Here is a 14,385-nt window from a genome sequence, read left to right as displayed (position 1 = left end):
TGACCAGGAAATAAAAAGCGCCGCTTCGGCCGCTTCAGGCCGAAGCGGCGCTGATTTCGTCCAGCGCATTCAACAAACAATCGATCTCGTCGAAGGTGTTGTAGGCCAAAAGTCCGATTCGCAGCAGGCCGCCCGTTGATTCGAGGCCCAATTTTTCGGTAAGGCCGAGCGCATAGAAATTGCCGTGCCAAGTGAAGATGCCGCGATCGCCCAATCGTTCGGCGACCGCATAAGGCGTGTGGCCGGCTAGGGTCACGGCAACGGTCGGCGTTCGCCAGTCGAAGCGAGCAGGATCAGTTATGCCATAAAGCTTCAAGCCGGTTACCTGCAACAGGCCCTGAATCAAACGTTCGCTCAGGCGACGTTCGTATTGCCGGCTTGCTTCCATCGCCGCGATCAGGGCGTCGCGGCAATTTTCGGGGGAAAACGAAACACGCCGGCCGAGTTCCGCCAAATAATCGATCGTCGCGATCAACCCGGCCAAGCCTTCGTGATTCAGGGTTCCGGTTTCCCAGCACGAAGGAACTTCATCCGGAGCCGGTTGCACTTTGTAAGGCCGAAAGCGGGCGAGATGCTCGCGTTTGCCGAACAGGATGCCGACATGCGGACCGAAAAATTTGTAGGCGGAACAAGCGAGAAAATCGCAATCGAGAGCGCGTACGTCGATCGGGCCGTGCGGCGCGTAGTGAACCGCATCGACGAAAACCAGCGCGCCGACCGCATGGGCCAGACGTACCGCTTTAGCAACGTCGTTGACGGTGCCGACCGCGTTGGAAGCATATCCGATGGCGACCACGCGGGTCCGGTCGCTGAGCTGCCGTTCCAGATCGCTCATATCGAGCGTGCAGTCTTCCACATGGATATCGACCACGCGGACCACCGCGCCTACTTCTTCCAGCGCATACCAAGGGGAAACATTGGCGTAATGGTCGAGCCGCGTCACGACGATTTCGTCGCCGGGCTTCAAGCTGCGCCCTATGGCTCGGCTGAAAGCGAAGGCGAGCGTCGTCATATTGGCGCCGAAGATCACTTCATCGGGACTGCAACCCAAAAAATCAGCGACTGCGGCGCGAGCCGAGGCAATCAACTCATCGGTCCGCCGGCTGGTGACGAAAGCGCCATGCGCATTGGCGTTCGATGTTGCCAGATAGCGGCTCATGGCATCCATCACCGATTGAGGCACTTGGGTTCCGCCGGGTCCATCGAAGAAAACGGGGCGCTGGCTGCCGGTGCCTTGAGCGAGTGCCGGGAACTGGGAACGTATCCATTCGAGATCAATAGACGCCATGGCGGACTCCTCTGTGATACGGTCGGCCTGTCCATCGGAGCGCCAACCGGTTTTTCGTCGGTCTTAGCATTGGACCGCGGACAGGTTAACACAAAGGATGCCGGCGAAGGATGAGACGCTCGTTTCGGTCGAATCCGGGGCGGTGGTTTCGATTTGGTTTGAAATCAGCCTGTGACCAGTTTTTCAAAGTCCGTCGTTCTCCCCGGTCGGATCTGCGCTCGGCTTGCCCAGTCGCCCGGTTGATGGAACACTTAGGCGATATTCGAACCATGGACACACCTGCCCAACATGACATCCGTTATTCCTCGAGAAGAATCGCTTCGTTCGCGGCTGGAGCATGAGCCGCAAACACTACAATTCGGAACCAGCGGGCGCCGTGGCCTGCTGATTCACCTCAGCCAACTGGAAATCTTCATCAATGCCCTCGCCGAGCTCGAATACCTGCAATCGTTGCCGCTTGCCGAGGGCGGCATCGTGCGCGGCGAGGATTTCTTTTTCGCCTACGATCTGCGCCCCAGTTCCAGCCGCTTCATCGACGGGGAACCTCGGCGCGGAGAACTTGCCCAGGCCGTCGAGTGCGCCATCCGCACCGCCGGCATGAGGCCGGTGAATCTCGGCCGCATTCCGACGCCGGCGCTGACCTACTATGCCGTGTCGCGCGGCAAGGGCAGCATCATGGTGACGGGCAGCCATATCCCTTTCGACCGCAACGGTTACAAGACCAACACGTCGCGCGGGGAACTGCTGAAACAGCATGAGCAGCCCATCAACGAAAAGGTGCGGGAGGTGCGGGAAAAGCTATACGGCCAGTCTTTTGCCGATTCCCTGTTCGATGAGCACGGGCAGTTCAAGGCTGGCCACCTCGAACTCTCCGCCGAAAGCGGCGAGGCCGCCACCGCCTACATCAAGCGCTACGCGGATTTCTTCGGTGCCGAGTCGCTGAAAGGGCTACGCCTCCTGGTGTACCAGCATTCGGCCGTGGGACGGGATCTCGTGGTCGAAATCCTGCGCGAACTCGGCGCCGAGGTCGTCGTCGCCGGCCGCAGCGAAACCTTCGTCCCGATCGATACCGAAAACATCAATGCGGAACAGCTCACGGTTATTCAGACGCTGTTCGACGAAGCCGTGGCGAAACACGGCCGGATCGATGCCGTAGTCTCCACCGATGGCGACAGCGATCGTCCGCTGATTCTCGGCGTGGATCCCGAAACCTCCGCCGTGCGCTTTTTCGGGGGCGATCTGGTGGGGATGATTACGGCGGAATATTTGGGGGCAGATGCCGCGGTCGTGCCGATCAGCTGCAACGATGGCATAGACCGGGGCGCACTCAAGGACATCACCGAACCCAAAACGCGCATCGGGTCGCCGTTCGTCATTGCAGGCATGGAAGCCGCGTGCGCGCGTGGCAAAAAAGCAGTCTGCGGCTGGGAAGCCAATGGCGGATTTCTGACCGGCTCGGATATCCTCAGGAACGGCAAGACCCTCAAGGCGCTGCCCACGCGCGACGCTGTCCTGCCCATTCTCGCCGTGCTTTGTGCCGGCCGGGAACAGGGACTCGGTCTAACCGAGCTGTTCGCTTCATTACCCAAACGCTACAGCCGCGCCGCACTGCTCAAGCAGTTTCCGAGATCGGTCGGCCTCGAGATCGTCAAACGTTTCTCGCCTTCCGAGCCAGCCATCGGCGAGGTTCGGTTCTCGCCCGACGGTACCTCGGTGCTGAGTACAGACGGCCGGAAACTCGAAACCGCGGATGTGGAAGTTCCTAAACTCGATACGATTCGGCGGGAATTCACCGGTTTCTTCACGGCAGATCTCGGCTTCGGCGCCATTACGACGCTCAACTTCATCGACGGGGTACGCATACGATTCGACAACGGGGACGTGGCCCATCTGCGGCCTTCCGGCAACGCCGACGAACTGCGAATCTACGCGGTCGCGGACACTCAGGCGCGTGCCGACGCCATCGCCCGCATGGCGGTGGCCGAACCCGACGGGATTCTGCGCCGCTTGGAGCGGTTGGTACGTTAACGAGGCTTCCGGACGGGACAGAGTCGACCACGGGTGTCGCGGTTCAAGCAAGCTAAGGCCGTGGGTCCTGAGCCCCGTCGAAGAATCGGGATTATTAACCCGGCCTATAAATATAGGCCGGGTTAATCCGGGGCAGGGATGCCCCGGCGCGGCGACAAGCCGCGTGAGCCCAGGCCGGGCGTGTAACCGGCTTGGGCGGCGGCCCGAAATACCAGGAGGGTATTTACGGGCCTGATTAATAAAGCGCCCCCTTCGGAATCTACGCAGGTAAAGCAGGTTTCCCATGCTCCCGTTTGGGAACCTGCTTCACAAAACTCCCGCTTTTGCAGTTTGGCTTAGCGCCCGAAGTAGGTCGGCAATCCTTTGCCGACACCCGCCGTCGGCGAGGGACTTTGTCGGCAAAGGATTGCCGACCTACACATTGCGATGCCCACTGCTAAATCGCGGTGAAAAATGCGCGAGGACTTTTCCGCTCCATCTCAACGGTCAACTGCCGTTTCTCGGGAATCCATAAGCAAGCTCGGAGATGTCAAAACAAATACGTCCCGGTGGCCAACGCTCTCCCCGAGAGGCTGGATAGGGCTGGTATAGTGGAAGAACTTCCGGTCGTTAATCAACAAAAGTTCTCCGGGGTATAAGATTTTGTCAAAAACAGGATTACCGGTTTTATTTTTGTAGAGATGCGTTTCCCCGCCCTGAATATTTCTCCGGTCAATAGAATAGATACAAACAAAGTCGGCACCGTCGCTGTGTATACCTTCTGGCGCCGGATTTCCAAAGTTATCCGGGGAGCATGTGGTTCGTATTTGATGAACGCCTATTTCAGCACCGATATCGAGACTGCAAAAATCTCTGAATATCGATAGTAGGCTTTTGAACATTCCGAAATTGACGAGCTCCTCATCCAATTCGGAAAATTCTCGTTTTATACCGCCGACCAGGGGATTATATTCTTTGGGTTGGAAAAGAAAGCCATGCGGCATTTTAACGATGCCATCCTCAGAAACCTTGAACCGTGATAGCTTTCGAAGACGATAGTCACCCTTGATATAAGGGTCGACGGGAAGACTGCTGAAAAACGGCTCAAAAGCCTCCGGATCCATGGCTCTTTCCGCCCGCATGACGAACAGAAAACCGAATTCGAATCCAGTCGATCCAAATACTTTTTGCATAGGGCACGCTCTCCCTAAAAAAGGTGGCCTCCCACTATTCTCTTGAATTCCTGATACCGTTTGTCGTCGTAGAACAGTTCTGCGTGCCTAGTACTTTATAACATGGCATAAGATCGCCAGTTTATGTGTTTATCGGCACGATAAGAGCGTGAGATACTTTCATGCGAATATCGTAACCATAATGTTACGCGTTCGGACGTATATCCGATAACAGATTACGCGCCTGATTTTATAAACTTCGACCCATAAACTCGGCAGAAGTTTCAGATTACCCGGACTACTGCAAGAAATACCGGCTGCCGTGAATATGTGCCAGGATGCGTATTCGATCAGCGCCATTTCAATATTCTTCCGGCAATTTAGCGGCATCATGTCTTGTGCGCTTTCTGATTTTCCAATCGCAGTATGTAGAGGATCGGCTGAACCTGCGAACCCCATCGATCGCAAACTAATACCGACAGCGAAGATAGACCCGAAGCATCCGGAAGGACTCGGCGTCCATGCCGTCGCGGCACACCGTAACGGCGTGTGTCTTCGTTTCGGTTTTAATGTGCAAAATGACTATCCACGTGGTGACGATGCTGCTGTCCAGCACGGTTCCGGATTGCATACCGGACCGCAGGAAGATCTCGCATTCGCCTCCCGGTTTGAGGACCAGTTCCCTGACGGCCGGATTCAATGAATATTCCCTACGACAAAGGAACAAACTGAACAACACGGCGCCGAGCAGCCCCAGCCTCGTCCACGCCGGCAGCGGGTTGGCCAGGGACGCAAACGCCGCCAATGCGTGAACCGCTGTCACGGCGACGGCCAGGCTGCGGGACGGATTAAGAAGAAGACGGAGAGGCGGAACGGATTTTGAGGACAAGCTCGGCCAGCGATGAATCTATGGGGACGCAGTCGGTATAAAGATAGCGCCAAAGCCTTTCGTCCGGTTCATCGAGAAGCCGGATGAAGGTCGATTTTTCCGTTTCCGGCGCTTGATCGTAAGCACTATCCAGGTAGCGCTGCAACAGCAGATCGAGTTCCCGCATGCCGCGGCGACAGCGCCATCGGAGCTGAGCCGCTTTCATCGGCTCAGAGAGGGTGAACAGAACTACTGCGCGGCCCATATTCGCTCCTGCGATGCTCAACGTACCCCCTGTACGCCTGCGCTTCTCGTAGCGAATATGGGCCGCGCGCCACGTTTTTTTCACCCTCTCTCAACGCTGCCGCTCGATCAAGAGCTTCTTGATTTCGGCGATGGCCTTGGCCGGGTTCAGATTTTTCGGACACACATGCGTGCAGTTCATGATGGTGTGGCAACGGTACAGCTTGAACGGGTCTTCCAGTTCGTCCAGCCGCTCGCCGGTGTTCTCGTCCCGGCTGTCCACGATCCACCGATAGGCTTGCAGCAAAACCGCAGGCCCCAGGTAGCGTTCGCTGTTCCACCAGTAACTGGGACAAGCCGTCGAGCAGCATGCGCACAATATGCACTCGTAATAGCCTGTGAGCCGGTTTCGCTCCTCCTTGCTCTGAAGACGCTCCCGATCGGCCGGCGGCGGCGTTTGAGTCTGAATCCACGGCCGAATCGAGGCATATTGGGCGAAAAAGTGGGTTTGATCGGGCACCAGATCCTTGATCACCGGCTGATGCGGCAGAGGGTAAATTCTTATCACCTCGCGGCAATCGGCGATCGCCATGGTGCAAGCCAGGGTGTTGTGTCCGTCGATGTTCATGGCGCACGAACCGCACACGCCTTCCCGGCAGGAGCGGCGGAACGCCAGCGTGCTGTCGATCTCGTTCTTGATCTTGATGATGGCGTCGAGAACCATCGGCCCGCAGCGATCCAGATCGACCTCGAAAACGTCGAGGCGCGGATTTTCTCCGGACTCGGGATCGTAGCGGTAGATTTCGAATCGCCTGACATTGGTGGCGCCCTCGGGCGCCGAATATACCTTGCCGGGTTTGACCGTAGAATTCTTGGGTAGTGAAAAAAGCCCCATAACCTTTACTCTAGTACACCCGCTTTTGCGGCTGAATGACTTCGACCTCGTCGGTCAGGGTGTACAGGTGGACCGGACGATAATCGATACGGACATTGTGACGCTCATCGAGCCACAGCAGCGAGTGTTTCAGCCAGTTTTCGTCGTCCCGTTCGGGAAAGTCCTCACGGGTATGCCCTCCCCGGCTCTCTTCGCGGTTGAGCGCTCCGGCGATGGTCACCATGGCCTGGGCGAGAAGATTCTCGAGCTCCAGGGTTTCGACCAGATCGGTATTCCAAATGAGCGAACGATCCGAAACGCGCACATCCTGAAAGGAGTCCATGACGCCTTTCAACTGGTCGACGCCTTCCTTCAGTACCTCGCCCGTCCGGAATACGCCCGCATGGCTCTGCATGCTCCTCTGCATCGCCAGGCGGATGTCCGCGGTTTTCCGCGAGCCCTTGGCGTAGCGCAGCCGGTCGAAGCGGGCCAGCGCCGGATCGTAAGCATCCGGCGGAAGCGGTTTGTGGAGCCGCTTGGGCTGGATCAGCTCGGCACAACGCAATGCCGCCGCCCGCCCGAACACGACCAGATCCAGCAGGGAATTGGACCCGAGCCGGTTCGCCCCGTGCACGGACACGCAAGCCGCCTCGCCGATCGCCATCAAGCCGGGCACCGGCGTCTCGGGGTTGCCGTCCTTCAGCGTGACCACTTCACACTTGTAATTGGTGGGAATGCCGCCCATGTTGTAATGGACGGTCGGAATGACCGGAATCGGCGCCTTCGTAACATCCACGCCGGCGAAGATCATGACGGTCTGGCTGATGCCGGGCAGCCTTTCTTCGACTACCGCAGGATCGACATGTTCAAGATGCAGGTAGATGTGATCCTTGTCCGGCCCGACACCCCGCCCCTCCAGGATTTCCCGTGTCATGGCGCGGCTCACCACGTCGCGCGAGGCCAGGTCCTTGGCGTGGGGCGCGTAGCGCTCCATGAAACGCTCGCCTTCGGAATTGGTGAGATAACCGCCCTCGCCTCTCACGCCTTCGGTGACCAGGCAGCCGGCTCCGTAGATCCCGGTGGGATGGAACTGCACGAATTCCATGTCCTGGAGCGGCAATCCGGCTCGCAGGACCATGGCGTTGCCGTCTCCGGTCGTGGTGTGCGAGGACGTGCAGGAGAAGTAGCAACGCCCGTAACCGCCGGTTGCGAGGATCGTCATGTGCGAGCGGAACAGGTGCAAGGTTCCGTCATCCAGGCGCCATGCGAGCACCCCGCGGCATTCGCCCTCGTCCATGATGAGATCCAGAGTGACGTATTCGGTGAAGAACTCCACCTTGTGCCTGAGCGATTGCTGGTAGAGCGTATGGAGAATGGCGTGGCCGGTAAAGTCCGCCGCCGCGCAGGTGCGCTGGGCGGAGCCCTTCCCGAAATGGGTGGTCATGCCGCCGAAAGCGCGCTGATAAATCTTGCCGTTCTCGGTACGCGAAAAAGGGACGCCGTAATGCTCCAACTCGATGACGGCGGGAATCGCCTCGCGGCACATGTATTCGATCGCGTCCTGATCGCCTAGCCAGTCGGACCCCTTCACCGTGTCGTACATATGCCAGCGCCAATCGTCCTCGCCCATGTTGCCCAATGCGGCGCTGATACCGCCCTGAGCCGCCACGGTGTGGCTGCGTGTCGGAAAGACCTTGGTAAGGCACGCCGTTTTCAGACCTTTTTCGCCCAGTCCCAGCGCCGCGCGTAAACCCGCGCCGCCGGCTCCGACAACCACGGCGTCATAGGTATGGCGAATGATCTCGTAGGCCTTGGTCATGCTACCCCATGAATACGACGCGCAGCGTTGCATAGAGCGACGCCAGCGCCAGAAAGGAAAAAACCAGCTTCATGCCCAGAATGCTGAGCATTTTCAGCCATTCGGTATGAATGTAATCCTCCATCACCACCTGCAACCCCAGCGTGGCGTGATAGAAGACCAGAATGATGAAAGACAACAGGAAGATACTGTTCCAAGGCGTCGCTATCCACCGAACGACTTGCTCGTAATCGGCATGAGGCAGCGAAACGACTACGGGCGCAAGCCAAAATATCAGAGGAATCAGCGCAATAGAGGTCACCCGCTGCCGCCACCATTCATGAGTTCCCTGTTTGGCCGAGCCGAGTCCCCGGGCACGGGCAAGCGGTGATCGATAGTTCATGGGCCCTTAGAAAATCGTGATCATGTGAGTAGGAATAACCCCAGGGTCAGCAACACCGCAGCGACCAACTCCAAATAAGCATACCGATCCAAAGTGTCACGATCGAAACCGTGCCCGGTGTCCCAGATCAGATGTCTGACGCCATGGGAAAAATGAAAGAACAAAGAAAAAAGCCAGGCCCACAACAGTAATTGCCCCGGCAACGAGCGCAGAACGGCTTGTATCCAGGCGAACTGAGCCTCTCCCTCGGCGACGGCCATCAGGCACACTGCCCAAAAAACCAGGCCGACGCTTAATAACACTCCGGTTATTCGATGCGTGATCGACAAGACCGCGGTCAGCGGCAAGCGGTAAATCTGAAGATGGGGCGACAGCGGACGCTCACTCATAACTTGGCGAAACACCTAGGGTCTTGTTCCTGGCTGCGATGGCAAACCTGCGCCCAGCAATCTTTGCCGGACGCGCCGAGAACCGCGTGCATGGAAACTAAAAATCGATACACCGTCCGTCCTTTTCCCAATCTCCGTAGCGGGTAGGCTCTGGGCGCTCTGCGTCCTTGCGCGGAGCAGCTTGCGATTCGGATTTTGTCGCTTGCCCATTCTCCAATTCTTGATCGCTGTTTGAGGACTTGAGTTCCTCAGTCATGACACAACTCCTCCGAAGCCTGTTTTATGGCTTTTATACCTTGGCAGGGAAGTGATCACAAGCCGTTCGCGACACTCTTCGCGGCTGGCGTCCGAAAATATTATCAGTAAGGAATCTTTCGCGAGAGGTTTTGTCGAACTTTTACAAACTTTCGACCGGTGGAATAAATACGGTCGAAGAAAGGTACATATTTCGTCAATACGTATATGTACGCAACGTTATGAGCCAGTCAGGGCAGATGCTTTGTCGATGGCGAATATTTGGAGAAATGTCATGAACTGGGATCAAGTCAAAGGAAACTGGAAACAAGTCAAAGGCACGATTAAAGCTCAATGGGGTCGGTTGACCGACGATGAGCTTGACGAGATTAATGGCGAAAGAGAAAAACTGATAGGCAAGATTCAGGAAAGATACGGGATAGCCCGTGAAGAAGCGGAAAGGCAAGTAGAAGGTATGAAGATGTAAATCGAATACTTGGCTAGCTGACGGTAACGCCGTCTTTCCACGCTCCTCGAGCGCCACCAATCAGGGATGTACCGTCAGTTAGCGCGTCGACTACTTGAATAGAATAAGTGGGGCATTGCCGCTTTTAAGGTAGTTACCTTTTGCTGATAAATTCAAGATATAACTCAAGCCATTTCGGTATCTTCTTGCGTCAATATATTCTAATCACGCACTTTTCATAAGGAGATTGACATGGAAAAAGCCGTATTTTGTGTCGCCAAGACGAGAGAACAAGCCGAGTTGATTATCGATCGTTTGAGATCCTCGGGATTTTCAAACAACGATATCTCCGTCCTTTTTCCCGATAAGTCCACGACCAAAGATTTCGCCCACGAGCAGCACACCAAGGCACCGGAGGGAGCTACCGCCGGAGGAGTCGCAGGCATGGGCGTGGGTGCCGTGCTCGGTTGGCTTGCAGAAATCGGCACTATTGCAATACCTGGTGTCGGCCCCTTTATCGCTGCCGGACCTATCGCGGCGGCACTGACCGGCGCAGCTATCGGCGGAGCAACCGGAGGAATCATCGGAGCTCTGGTCGGCATGGGAATTCCGGAGTACGAAGCCAAACGTTACGAGGGCAAGATCAAGAGCGGGAACATTCTGATTTCCGTGCATACCACTGACAGCCACCAAAGGTCCAAAGCCAAAGAGATTTTCGAACAGGCTAATGCGGAAGACATCGCAGTGAGCGGAGAAGCGAGCGTCACCTAACCATCGGACAAATTCGCTTCGGAGCAAACATCAGGAGACGTATATGCCATGGGACGAATCCAAACTTAATACCCTATTGCGAGACGAAATATCCGCCGTCGAAACCTATCAACAGGCTCTGGATAAATTGCGTAATGAGCCGCAGGTTGGAGAAGTGCAGCAGATTTCTTCGATTTGCGAAGATCATCGAGACTCCGCCAACAAGCTCAGGGAGCGGATCATTCAGTCCGGAGGCAAACCCACGGAGGACTCCGGAGCCTGGGGAACCTGGTCCAAAATGGTCATGGGCGGCGCCAAATTATTAGGTGATAAGGCGGCTCTCACCGCCCTCCGCCAAGGAGAGGAAAACGGTATTCAGGATTACCAGGAAGCCCTGCTGGATGCGGATATTCCGGCCGATGTCCGAAACTTGATTCAAACCACGCTGTTGCCGAGACAACAGCAACACCTCAACGTTCTGAACAGGCTCATCGGGACCACCTGATCCTGTTGCGGCGCGGCCGCAGAGAGCCGATAGAGAGGGAATCTCGCTGCGGCGCTCTGTCCACCGCGCCTCGTTTGTTTCGGCGAACTATACCGATCTTCGAGTCGGTGCCCGGCTGGAATGAGAGGACGTTTCCATGCGATTGAATATTGCCGACTCCGTGATCGTCATTACCGGAGCGTCCAGCGGCATCGGCAGAGCGACGGCGATGAAGGTCGCCGAACAGCATGGAACGGTCGTGCTGGCGGCCCGCCAAGCGGACGTGTTGCACGAAGTGGTGCGGGAATGCGAGCAAATCGGCGGACGCGCGTTGGCGGTAAGGACCGACGTCACCGACGAAGAGCAAGTCAGGCAATTGGCGCGCCGTGCCATCGAGACTTACGGGCGAATCGACGTGTGGGTCAACGATGCCGCCGTTACCATGCTGTCCCGGTTCGAGGACGCGCCTGCGGATGCATTTAGACGCGTCATCGAAACCAACTTCTTCGGTTATGTTCACGGTGCACGGGCGGTTCTGCCCTATTTCCACAAGCAAGGATACGGTGTATTGGTCAACGTGGCGTCGGTAGTGGGGAAAGTGGCGGCGCCGTATGCCAGCGCGTATGTCGCCAGCAAGTTCGCCATCACCGGATTCTCGGAAAGCTTGCGCATGGAGCTTCGCGATACGCCCGACATTCACGTGTGCACCATTCTGCCTGCAACCATCGATACCCCGTTGTTCCAACATGCCGCCAACTACTCCGGAAAAGCGGTTCAGGCGATGCCGCCGGTTTATGCGCCCGAAGACGTAGCGGAGGCGATCTTGGAGACGATTCGCCATCCGAAGAGGGAGGTCACCGTGGGCAACGCGGGGCGCATGATCGCCATGTGGAATCTTGCGCCGCCGCTGGCGGAACGGATGGTGGCAAGAAAGGTGGAGCGACGTCACTTTCAAGACCGGCCCGGACCGGATTCGCCCGGAAACCTTTTCGAACCCATGCCCGAATTCGACACCGTGCGCGGCGGCTGGCTGGAACCCCATCAACAACGCTATCGAAAGACGGCCTGGACTGCGGGCACCTTGGCCCTGCTCGCCGGTCTTGGCGCGGCGCTTTACCTGAACTCCTCCAGACGCTCGACACCACGAACTGCCGAAGCCGGCAACGTTCTACCGAATCCCGATAAATAGCCTGAACCTCTCCCGGAGGCGGGGTCTCATTCGGAAATAGATGTCCGCACGTACGAGCCATCGTTACCTCGACATCAGGGATATTCAATCCCTATCAATGGTCTTAAACCTATATCAAGACTCGGTATCGAGGCGGGCCTCGGTTTAACCATCATTGGAGATCGGCAACTTAGCTTTGTATTTTTAGTCTTTTTCCCAACTTGTTGTAGACAAGAGACAAAACAACAGGCCGCCTGTTGTTCATAAGGGCAATATATTCGTTCTTATACTATTCCATATCACCCTTCAAGTACGTATTCGCCAGCCGCTTTAGACCATCTTCTTAAAAACATTCATAACCTGGTCTTATTTACCTTCTCACAGATCGTCAAGGTATTTAGATCGATTTGCCAAAAGGAATATACCAGCAGTTCTAGTTTATCGGAAAACCATGATTTTTAACTAAGAATACGAATTAATACGACTGTTTTTTCCTGGTATCTCGAAGAATAATTTGTCAATTATCAACCATCAGAAGGCGAGGTGATGTCATGGCTAACGTAGATACTGATTTAGATAGCACCAAACCTGCCTCCTCGACTCAGTCCGGTACTGGAATGGGTACCACAGGCAGCACGGAAATGCGTTCGTCGGATATTAAGACCGAAGCCAAGGAAGTAGCCGGCGAAATCAAGCACGAAATGCAACGGCTGAAGGAAGAAGCCAAGCAAAGAGGTGAATCATTGTTCAGGGGTCAGCGCAACGCCGCGGCCTCGGAAGTCGGCGGCATGGCGGAAGCCTTGCATCGAACCGCTCAACAGTTGAACGAGCGGGAACAAGGTACGACCGCCCGCTATGTCGATCGTGCGGCGGGAGCTCTCGACAGAATGGTCGATACCATTCGCGAAGGAGATCTTCGCACCATGATGAGAAAGACGGAGGACTTCGCCCGCCGAAATCCGGGGGTCTTCTTCGGTGGAAGCGTACTCGTGGGTTTCATGCTTTCACGATTTCTCAAGAGCTCGGCAGAACGGAGAGAAACCGAGCCGGCGTATGGCTCCACGGAGCGCGTGGGAACCGAAACCCGATATACCCACTGAGGTTTCCGATTCCAAAAGGGCTACATATCCGACACGCGAAACATCCGGCGTCAAAGGCGCCGGCACAACCATTTATGAGAGGAGTGCTGTCATGCAACCAGATGAAGTTACAGGCAAGAAGGATTCTTCGCTTGCCGGACTCCTAACGGACTTTACGCGGGAGTTGTCGACTCTCGTCCGTCAAGAGGGACAATTGATGAAGGCGGAGCTTTCCGAGAAAGTGTCGGAAGCAGGTGCCGGGGTCGGCTCGCTGACGGTGGGCGGTGCGATCGTGTTTGCAGGGTTTTTGACTCTCTTGCTCGCAGCGGTCGCCGCCCTCAACGACATCATGGGAGCCGTCGCTGTCGACAACCCGTGGCTGTCGCCGCTGATCGTCGGATCGATCGTTCTCATCATCGGCTTGGTATTGCTGCAAAAAGGCCGCAGCAATCTCAAGGCGAAAAACTTGATGCCAAAGAAGTCCGGCGAGTCACTCCGCAGAGATTCGGAAGTTTTGCGTGAGCATATCAAGTAACTCGTCATCGTTAAGAAAAGAGAACCGCTCGGACGAGCGAGGAACCATATGCCTACCCTAATCGGAAATGAGGAATCCTTCATCGAAACGCTCTGCAATTTGATCGAGCTCGACTTCGATGCCGTCGCCGCATACGAAGCCGCCATTAAAAGGATCGACGATGGTGCCGTCGGTGATCGGCTCGGTGAATTCATGAGCGATCACCAGCGCCATATCCAGGAACTGAGTCGCATCGTACGCGATCTTGGCCAAATGCCGCCTACCGAGGCCGACTTCAAAGCCGTTTTGACGCAAGGCAAGGTCATCATCGGCAACATTGCCGGCGATAAAGGCATTCTCCAGGCCATGAAATCCAATGAGGACGACACCAACCAGGCGTACAGCCAGGCACTCCAGCGGACCGATATCTTGCCTCAAGCCCGTCCGCTGCTGGAGCGCAATCTGGCGGACGAACGGAGGCACCGGGCCTGGATCGAAGAGCGATTGACACTGATGTGACCGTATTTCGATGGCGATTAATGGGTAGTCCGACTGTTTTGAGGACATCCTATCAGCATAGTTCTAAAGAGCGTCCCCCCAGGCTACGACTGGGACGGGTGCTCTCTAGCAAGCATAGTGGAGAATGTT

17 protein-coding genes are annotated in these 14,385 nt (G+C 56.3%); 8 read left to right on the top strand and 9 right to left on the bottom strand.

Features of this window, described 5'->3' with window-relative positions; all coding sequences use genetic code 11:
• Positions 1–34: 34 nt before the first annotated feature.
• Positions 35–1,288 (bottom strand): cysteine desulfurase-like protein, encoded by a 1,254-nt coding sequence (locus tag JOD69_RS14375; RefSeq protein ID WP_086134279.1) that lies wholly within the window; start codon positions 1,286–1,288, stop codon positions 35–37.
• Positions 1,289–1,576: 288 nt separating this feature from the next.
• Here JOD69_RS14375 and JOD69_RS14370 point away from each other — a divergent pair, with 288 nt between their 5' ends.
• Positions 1,577–3,316, top strand: coding sequence for a hypothetical protein (locus tag JOD69_RS14370; RefSeq protein ID WP_086134278.1), 1,740 nt, complete (start codon positions 1,577–1,579; stop codon positions 3,314–3,316).
• A gap of 479 nt (positions 3,317–3,795) precedes the next feature.
• Here the strand turns inward: JOD69_RS14370 and JOD69_RS14365 are convergent, their stop codons facing one another.
• The 8 genes from JOD69_RS14365 to JOD69_RS14330 form a co-directional block, all read right to left on the bottom strand.
• Positions 3,796–4,488 (bottom strand): 2OG-Fe dioxygenase family protein, encoded by a 693-nt coding sequence (locus JOD69_RS14365; protein WP_086134277.1) that lies wholly within the window; start codon positions 4,486–4,488, stop codon positions 3,796–3,798.
• Between the two features lie 448 nt (positions 4,489–4,936).
• Positions 4,937–5,290 carry a protein YgfX gene (locus JOD69_RS14360; protein WP_133717410.1) on the bottom strand — a complete coding sequence of 118 codons (354 nt, stop codon included), beginning with the start codon at positions 5,288–5,290 and terminating at the stop codon, positions 4,937–4,939.
• Positions 5,291–5,315: 25 nt separating this feature from the next.
• Positions 5,316–5,600 carry a succinate dehydrogenase assembly factor 2 gene (locus JOD69_RS14355; RefSeq protein ID WP_240502445.1) on the bottom strand — a complete coding sequence of 95 codons (285 nt, stop codon included), beginning with the start codon at positions 5,598–5,600 and terminating at the stop codon, positions 5,316–5,318.
• A 90-nt stretch (positions 5,601–5,690) separates the two neighbouring features.
• The gene (locus tag JOD69_RS14350; protein ID WP_156880676.1) at positions 5,691–6,473 is read right to left on the bottom strand and encodes a succinate dehydrogenase iron-sulfur subunit; all 783 of its coding nucleotides are present in this window, start codon (positions 6,471–6,473) and stop codon (positions 5,691–5,693) included.
• Positions 6,474–6,483: 10 nt separating this feature from the next.
• The gene (gene sdhA / locus JOD69_RS14345) at positions 6,484–8,271 is read right to left on the bottom strand and encodes a succinate dehydrogenase flavoprotein subunit (RefSeq protein WP_210024002.1); all 1,788 of its coding nucleotides are present in this window, start codon (positions 8,269–8,271) and stop codon (positions 6,484–6,486) included.
• Position 8,272: 1 nt separating this feature from the next.
• Positions 8,273–8,653, bottom strand: coding sequence for a succinate dehydrogenase, hydrophobic membrane anchor protein (sdhD, locus tag JOD69_RS14340; protein WP_210024001.1), 381 nt, complete (start codon positions 8,651–8,653; stop codon positions 8,273–8,275).
• A 20-nt stretch (positions 8,654–8,673) separates the two neighbouring features.
• Positions 8,674–9,057, bottom strand: coding sequence for a succinate dehydrogenase, cytochrome b556 subunit (sdhC, locus tag JOD69_RS14335; protein WP_348529963.1), 384 nt, complete (start codon positions 9,055–9,057; stop codon positions 8,674–8,676).
• 82 nt (positions 9,058–9,139) lie between these two features.
• Positions 9,140–9,298 carry a DUF1674 domain-containing protein gene (locus JOD69_RS14330; RefSeq protein WP_077729371.1) on the bottom strand — a complete coding sequence of 53 codons (159 nt, stop codon included), beginning with the start codon at positions 9,296–9,298 and terminating at the stop codon, positions 9,140–9,142.
• 273 nt (positions 9,299–9,571) lie between these two features.
• Between JOD69_RS14330 and JOD69_RS14325 the strand changes: the two genes are divergently transcribed.
• The 7 genes from JOD69_RS14325 (at position 9,572) to JOD69_RS14295 (ending at position 14,256) form a co-directional block, all read left to right on the top strand.
• Positions 9,572–9,763, top strand: a complete 192-nt coding sequence (locus JOD69_RS14325) for a CsbD family protein (RefSeq protein ID WP_077729369.1) — start codon at positions 9,572–9,574, stop codon at positions 9,761–9,763.
• Positions 9,764–9,994: 231 nt separating this feature from the next.
• Positions 9,995–10,513, top strand: a complete 519-nt coding sequence (locus JOD69_RS14320) for a hypothetical protein (protein WP_077729368.1) — start codon at positions 9,995–9,997, stop codon at positions 10,511–10,513.
• A 43-nt stretch (positions 10,514–10,556) separates the two neighbouring features.
• Entirely contained in the window at positions 10,557–10,997 is a 441-nt protein-coding gene (locus tag JOD69_RS14315; RefSeq protein WP_077729367.1) for a DUF2383 domain-containing protein, read from the top strand.
• Between the two features lie 136 nt (positions 10,998–11,133).
• Positions 11,134–12,165: an SDR family oxidoreductase gene (locus JOD69_RS14310; protein ID WP_077729366.1), complete on the top strand. Its 1,032-nt coding sequence runs from the start codon at positions 11,134–11,136 to the stop codon at positions 12,163–12,165.
• A 530-nt stretch (positions 12,166–12,695) separates the two neighbouring features.
• Positions 12,696–13,244 (top strand): hypothetical protein, encoded by a 549-nt coding sequence (locus tag JOD69_RS14305; RefSeq protein WP_139841080.1) that lies wholly within the window; start codon positions 12,696–12,698, stop codon positions 13,242–13,244.
• Positions 13,198–13,758, top strand: a complete 561-nt coding sequence (locus JOD69_RS14300) for a phage holin family protein (protein ID WP_346425836.1) — start codon at positions 13,198–13,200, stop codon at positions 13,756–13,758. Before JOD69_RS14305 ends, JOD69_RS14300 begins: the two co-directional genes overlap by 47 nt.
• A gap of 48 nt (positions 13,759–13,806) precedes the next feature.
• The gene (locus JOD69_RS14295) at positions 13,807–14,256 is read left to right on the top strand and encodes a ferritin-like domain-containing protein (RefSeq protein ID WP_077729361.1); all 450 of its coding nucleotides are present in this window, start codon (positions 13,807–13,809) and stop codon (positions 14,254–14,256) included.
• The last annotated feature ends 129 nt before the right edge of the window (positions 14,257–14,385 follow it).

The organism is Methylocaldum sp. RMAD-M, from assembly GCF_017832375.1.
Lineage (GTDB): Bacteria > Pseudomonadota > Gammaproteobacteria > Methylococcales > Methylococcaceae > Methylocaldum.
The sequence above is the reverse complement of the archived record's forward strand: the minus strand, read 5'-3'. Positions and strand labels throughout refer to the sequence as shown.